9 protein-coding genes are annotated in these 6,216 nt (G+C 41.4%); 4 read left to right on the plus strand and 5 right to left on the minus strand.

Features of this window, described 5'->3' with window-relative positions:
* Positions 1 to 1,008 (plus strand): coiled-coil domain-containing protein (locus F607_RS34945; protein WP_038292155.1); only part of this gene is annotated, 1,008 nt, incomplete at its 5' end.
* Between the two features lie 654 nt (positions 1,009 to 1,662).
* Positions 1,663 to 1,911, plus strand: a complete 249-nt coding sequence (locus F607_RS0123840; protein ID WP_038292156.1) for a hypothetical protein — start codon at positions 1,663 to 1,665, stop codon at positions 1,909 to 1,911.
* Between the two features lie 29 nt (positions 1,912 to 1,940).
* On the opposite strand, the gene F607_RS0123845 is transcribed toward F607_RS0123840, so the two are convergent.
* Positions 1,941 to 2,165, minus strand: coding sequence for a WGR domain-containing protein (locus F607_RS0123845; protein ID WP_038292157.1), 225 nt, complete (start codon positions 2,163 to 2,165; stop codon positions 1,941 to 1,943).
* Positions 2,166 to 2,592: 427 nt separating this feature from the next.
* On the opposite strand from F607_RS0123845, the gene F607_RS0123850 reads away from it, so the two are divergent.
* Positions 2,593 to 3,231, plus strand: a complete 639-nt coding sequence (locus tag F607_RS0123850) for an AAA family ATPase (protein WP_027710069.1) — start codon at positions 2,593 to 2,595, stop codon at positions 3,229 to 3,231.
* 9 nt (positions 3,232 to 3,240) lie between these two features.
* A complete protein-coding gene (locus tag F607_RS0123855; RefSeq protein ID WP_051311787.1) occupies positions 3,241 to 3,552 on the plus strand; it encodes a hypothetical protein in 312 nt (103 codons plus the stop codon).
* A gap of 113 nt (positions 3,553 to 3,665) precedes the next feature.
* Here the strand turns inward: F607_RS0123855 and F607_RS0123860 are convergent, their stop codons facing one another.
* From F607_RS0123860 to F607_RS0123875, 4 genes are all read right to left on the minus strand, one after another.
* The gene (locus tag F607_RS0123860) at positions 3,666 to 3,965 is read right to left on the minus strand and encodes a HigA family addiction module antitoxin (protein WP_338112645.1); all 300 of its coding nucleotides are present in this window, start codon (positions 3,963 to 3,965) and stop codon (positions 3,666 to 3,668) included.
* A complete protein-coding gene (locus F607_RS0123865) occupies positions 3,965 to 4,243 on the minus strand; it encodes a type II toxin-antitoxin system RelE/ParE family toxin (protein ID WP_027710072.1) in 279 nt (92 codons plus the stop codon). The genes F607_RS0123860 and F607_RS0123865 overlap by 1 nt, the downstream gene beginning before the upstream one ends.
* A 384-nt stretch (positions 4,244 to 4,627) precedes the next feature.
* Complete coding sequence (locus F607_RS0123870; RefSeq protein WP_027710073.1) at positions 4,628 to 4,918, minus strand: helix-turn-helix domain-containing protein; 291 nt, start codon at positions 4,916 to 4,918, stop codon at positions 4,628 to 4,630.
* A complete protein-coding gene (locus F607_RS0123875) occupies positions 4,908 to 5,951 on the minus strand; it encodes a replication initiation protein (RefSeq protein ID WP_027710074.1) in 1,044 nt (347 codons plus the stop codon). Before F607_RS0123875 ends, F607_RS0123870 begins: the two co-directional genes overlap by 11 nt.
* Between the last annotated feature and the right edge of the window lie 265 nt (positions 5,952 to 6,216).

Here is a 6,216-nt window from a genome sequence, read left to right on the forward strand (position 1 = left end):
GCCGAAAAAGGTTATGATGTTGGCCAAAGCCGCGACTTAATTAAACAGCGTGAGTTCTACAGAAAACAAAAAGACGAGTTTAAGACAAACGGTCTGAAGCGTTTTCATGCGCTTAATAACGAGCTATCAGAAGTCAAAAGGATCGATGATTTAATAGCAAAAGACCTGCATAGACAGACTCAAGCACATTTTGACCGCTTGCGTCATCAGAAAAAAATAGATGGCATTACCGCCCATTACAGGCGGCTGGCTGAGCATACAGACAAAGTCGCCACACTGGAAAACAAAGAGGCTGAGCGCTACAACAATGATCTAAAGACACAGCTGAAATCATTAGCCAACGAAATCGATGAGCTTGAAAAAACCACCCGCGAGCCGGTATTCACACTACCACGCAAGCCCAATACTGAAGCGCTTTCAGCGCTAGAAGCTGCGCGGCATTTGGATGATTTCAAGTGGTATGAAAAAAATGTATTTATTCCTAAATACAATGAGAAATTAAACGAATGGAAAGCGTTTGAAAAAGCGAATCCTGAGCGTGCGGAAAAGATTAAAAACGGCTCGATGAAGACCAAATTTAAGCTGTACGAAGATTTGAAAATCGGACAACAAAACTATCTACTCAGACTAAAAAGTGAAGCAAAGAGTCCACGCAACCAGCAAGCGATCCAGGAAATACAAGACAGGTACGTCCGTGAAGGTTCTCTCAGCCCTTCTCAGCAACGGTTGCAGCAACTGAAATCTGAATACAATCAGATCGCTGGACAACGCTTACGTGGTGGTTGGCACGATTTAAGTGAGTCCCAAGCGAAGATGCGGCGCGGTTACGCTCTGAAAGATGCCGTCAATACACACATCGAAAACAACACGACATTTGCAAAGGTACTTGAAAAAGAGCGTAAACAAGCGAAAACAAAATCCCGCAAAGCTGAACACGAGCAAAACCACAACGGGAGCCGTCCACGTCGAAGCAGGTCTCGATCAAGCGATTACGGTATGAGTCGATAGTACCATTGCTTGATCTTCCAGTGCATTCCACTGCACCTGAAGTGTATCCAGCCCACAGAATCTGGAGAGAAAACGCAGTCGATACTGGCCAGAAAAACCGTGTTTCTACACCCCAAAAGACGTAGAGACGCAGTAAAGCGGTTTAAGGACGGATGGAAATAAGGCTAACTGAAGCGGGGCAATGATGTGCTTGTAAGCGTTCTTCAACGTCTTTTCACATGATTTGTGTAGTGCTTGTCGTCATTACGTTGTGCTGAGTCAGCCCTATACATTGAGTAGCAGTCTGCTTGGAAACGCACTCCTCCTCGCCACCCTGCGCTTTGCGCGTCCTGAACGTTTTGTGAAATCCTAATCTGAACGCAACCTCTGCCCTACCCTTCATGAATATTGGGCTTTTGGTAGAAATGGGTGATTGCACGTTGTGAAAAAAAACGCAAGAAAATGAAAAAAAGTGCAGTGTTTTGAAAAACACAGCAACTGACTTTTGAAGGTTTTGGGGGATATTGGGGTATATTTTGGCCCTTTTGCCTTATTTTTTCTCGAAAACCGGCGCTAACGCACTCATAGCAAGGGCTACAGCCAGATTGGCCATATACTCACAATATTAGCCAATATACGCAAAACCAAGCTACACGATAGAAGTATTCGGTTTCGGTGTTTTTAACGTTTCGTTTTTTATTGCTAGAATCGATGCTGACAACATTCTATGTTGTTCCATATCTTTTGGATGATGACATCCATGGCCACCCTCCTCTTGCTGACTCACAGCGTCGCAACCCAACTGTTGGCAAGGGGTATCAGTGGGTGGCACTTTTTTGTTTCAGTGCAGGCTCATCTGGAGTGTCACTCTGTACCTTTAAAAGCGCATCTCAACTGCAACTCAAAGTGCAACTGGCCCAGTAATCACGAGGCATATAAGCCAGTTGCAGTTTTTAAACTTCGAAGTAACCCCGCGCCTTTTTGCTGGCTTCTAATTTGTCGTATAGCGCTTTTGCTTCTTCCTCAGATTCGAAGCTGTCCACTTTGAGCTGTCCGTTTTTTCCAATGCGCCCAAAGTACCGCATCAATGACCAATGACCGAACAAGTCGGGCTGTATGTGCAAACTGTAGTACTTGTTTTCGTTCGTTTCGGCGTTGATCTTATGCATTAGAATCATTCGAACCACTCCAAGTCATCCTTAACGCACTGTAGCTAATTCTAGCTTGAGCTGATGAACTTGCGATCACAAAAGCACAAAAATCATACAGTGAAATGCGGTGCCACCCCTCCCCTGTTTCATAGTTGCACCCTTTTAAAAGTGCATCTCAACTGCAACCCAAAGTGCCACTAGACCGCCACCATCCCAGTAAAATCAATGGGTATATGGAAATCACATTTAGTACATATACTGTCTTATTAAGTTGCTTAAATTACATAAATTGTCTAACTTTATTAAGGTTAATAACCTGCATAAGTGGCACAAGCTACATAAATTATTTAACTTATGAATCATTCATAAGTTACTCAACTTTCGTATGTTTTATAAGTTTCGTAAGTTATGAAGATTACTAAACTTACGTAATTTTCATAATCAGGGGGTTGCTATGATTATCTTGGTTGGGGGCGAAAAAGGCGGAAGCGGCAAAAGCTGTTTAGCACAAAATCTTGCGGTGTATCTTAAGCAAAAGGGTAGGGATATAAAAATTGTGGATGCAGATCCACAGGGAACGACAATATTCTGGATCAAAGAGCGTGAAGCTAATGAAGAGGTTGAAAACATACCTGCAGAGATAGCGACCGGGAACATTAGAGAGACCCTGAAGGCTTTATCTAAAAAGCATGAGGATATTATTGTTGATGCTGGCGGACAAGATTCAGAGGCTTTACGGTCTGCTATGACGGTAGCAACACATATGTTAATACCGTTCAGGCCAAAACGCCGAGATCTCCGCACGCTGATAAACATGGAAGAGATGATCAAACTAGCTAAAACAGTCAACTTTGATCTAATTGCTAATGCCGTGATTACTCAGTGCCCATCCTTACCAAGCCAAGCCCCTCGAATTTTAGAAGCAAAAGAAGTGTGTACGTCATTTGGTATAGAGCCACTTAACTCAATTACCACAACACGCAACATCTACGACGACGCAGACGAAAACGGTATATCTGTTTTAGAAACAAAAGCAGATAAAAAAGCCGCACACGAAATAATCTCAATAGCAGAAGAATTTTTAAAAATATAGGGGCTTCAAATGATGGGAAAACTATCAGGTTTACGTAAACCAACAAACGCAGAAATTGAAGAAAAAGCACAAAGCTTTATATCTAGTGCGCCAAGCCAGTCAAAACAACCAGCAAAGCAACCAAAGGTTAGAGAAAAAAAGTTTGAACGGCATACATTCTCTTTAACTCAGGAAGCAAGCCAAGCAATAGACAGCTTAAGTTGCCTACCTCGTACTTTTAGGTCGTCTAGGTCAGATGTTGTTAAAGCCGGAGTTGAAGCCCTTAAACGCATGTCTGAAGATGAAGTAATTAAGCTTCTAGAAGAAGTGAAAAATACTTAACTTACACAAATTTACTAACTTACGTAAGTTGCGCAACTTAAGAAAGTGATTTAACTTGCTAAAGTTGTGACTATAAGCCCTAGCCCAGTGAGGGCAGGGCTTACAGCGTTTTTCTAAACTCTCTGCTCTGATAACTGCTCAAGCTTTCTCAATCCTGCAAAGTCATTCGCTTGTGACGCTTGCCATAGACTATAACTCTGCTGCAGGTTCAACCAAAACTCAGCGCTACCGTTTAAGACTTTTGAAAGCCTAATAGCCATCTCAGGGCTTATGCTGCTTTTGCCGTCTATTAGACGGCTAAGAGTGGATGGATTAACACCAAGCTGTTTTGCTAGGCTGTTAATGCTGATATTGAGTTCATCCAAATAACTCTCTTTAATGATTTCACCAGGGTGTGGAGGGTTATGCATCATTAGTGGTAATCCTCGTAATTCAGTATATAAACGTCGCCATCTTCAAACTTGAAAGTAAGCCGCCAGTTACCACTTACAGAGATAGACCAAATATCATTTCTATCGCCTTTTAGTGGGTGTAGCCCGTAACCTGGCATATTGATATCACCCACACATGTTGCACTATCCAGAACGGCTAATCGTGTCCTCAGTTTGGCTTTATGGGTTGCTTGTATACCTTGGGTTGTTCCTCGCTTGAAAAACTTTTCAAGACCTTTGTGTTTGAATGACTTAATCATGTTATCCCTAAGTATATTGCATAATGCGCACCACGCACAACTCACAATTAAATTATACGTGCCTATTGCGCACCACGCAATAAATTAGACGGAATAACATACTTAACTTACGTAAGGTTGTTAAGTTACGTAACTTGCACAGACCATACAAATAAAGGGCTTAGCAAAATTTATGCAACTTAGTTAAGCGACATAACTTAAGTAAGTGACGTAATAACTAGCCTCAAAAAGGAATTAAAACGATTACGTGAAACGAAAGGGTAGGGCGGAGTTACACACAAAAATTGTGGATATTCCTGTAGATAGATTTCACAGCCAGCTATGAAATGCGGCTCAACGAATCAGACTGTTTTTTGATCGGAAAAAAACTCGGGCAGGGTACTATCAATACTCGTCATCATTCCATGCTGCACCAAAGCCAAACTCTTCAGGACACGCTTTTATCCTGGCTGTTTTATCGCTGAATTGGTTCCAGAGCTTTGCACGCCTCAACAAGCATTCTACGGCAAGTACTGTCTGTTTTTGTGCTTCTTGTGTGCCGCGCTCGATGTTGTGCACCTGCTTACTCGATAGCCCAAGCAACAAAGCTAGCTCATTTCTGCTCAAATCAAGCATTAACCGAGCTGCTGCAAATTCTTCTGAAGTCATTTCATTCCCTGCTATTTTAAAACTCATCAAAATCGGCTCTGTTAGCCCAACTCATGTCATCCATATCTGGATTATGGCTGTTCTTAGCCTGCTGCTCCTGGTGCTTGAGTATGCCCAAAAAGTAAGCGGCTGGATCTTTAACTTTTCCGGCTTTTTTTGCTTTCGTGTAACTTAAATACGCTTGGCTAGCAGCTATACCGTCTAGCTTTGATGCCAGCAATGTAACAACTTTTTCTGGTAACTCAGGAATTGCACCAGCAATCATCGCAGCAACTCCCTCATCATATCCATCAGGCAGTACCTCGCCATCAATCACCGAACCATCTTCAACCACCTCTACAGGTTTAATATTCGCCTGTATTATTAATTTGAGCTTAGCTATTTTTCTACCTTGCTTTATAGGCTCAAAATCAAATATTAAATCTGTCTTCTCTTCTAGCTCATTCTGGCATTTTTGCAGAACATAACGCTTAAAATCAGCGAACTTTTTATACTGTTCTTCACTAATACCAAGAACTTCTTTTAATTCCTCTATGGAAATAATACGAAAGCCAACGGTTTTACCATTTTCAACATCTTTTATTGTTAAGTACTGTCTAAGTAATGGATACAGCCTTATTGAATGTATCGATTGTAGGTTAGTCACCTGCCTAAGATAATAAGTTGTAAAAGCGCTTTTTACTTGTATCAAGTACGGCTTAAGCGGCTCGCTAATAAAAAACTCTACTCTACCTTTTGACGGTCTATATCTTATTGCGGAAAACCAAACAGCCTCCAAAAACCCTTTAGGTTCGTCAGGTTCTTTTATTTTAATTTTTATGGCTGTCAGCCGATCGCTAATTTCAGAAATATCCTGGTACAAATGCCGGCTACGGATATTTGTTAATTGCTCTAACTCAGAAATAGACAGTGTGTAAGGCTTAAGCTGTGCATCCTTAGGGGATATTTGGCTAATGACAGCAAGTATTACTTTATGGTCTCTCAAAGTGAACTTTACAGCAGCCTCTAACAGGCTAGACTCTATTAATTTGTTACTTTTAGTGATTCTCAGTTCTTTCACTTTAATTGATCCTTAAATCATACCCAGCCATATATTTACATGATAACCAAAAAGATGGAAAACTAAAAGCCCGCTTCCACCTTTAACTCCCGATCACTCCACCCCAGCAAATGACTTAAAAGTGGAAATCAACTTGTTAAGTTCCATCACTAATTGCCGCTTACCTCAACGAAAAAAAGGCTTAACTCTATGTTTTTTTTGGCAAAAATCATGCCTACTACTGATCATTCCACCTTTGACTCCTAATCACTCCACCTTTGACTCC

Origin of the sequence: Zooshikella ganghwensis DSM 15267 (assembly GCF_000428585.1) — a bacterium.
Lineage (GTDB): Bacteria > Pseudomonadota > Gammaproteobacteria > Pseudomonadales > Zooshikellaceae > Zooshikella > Zooshikella ganghwensis.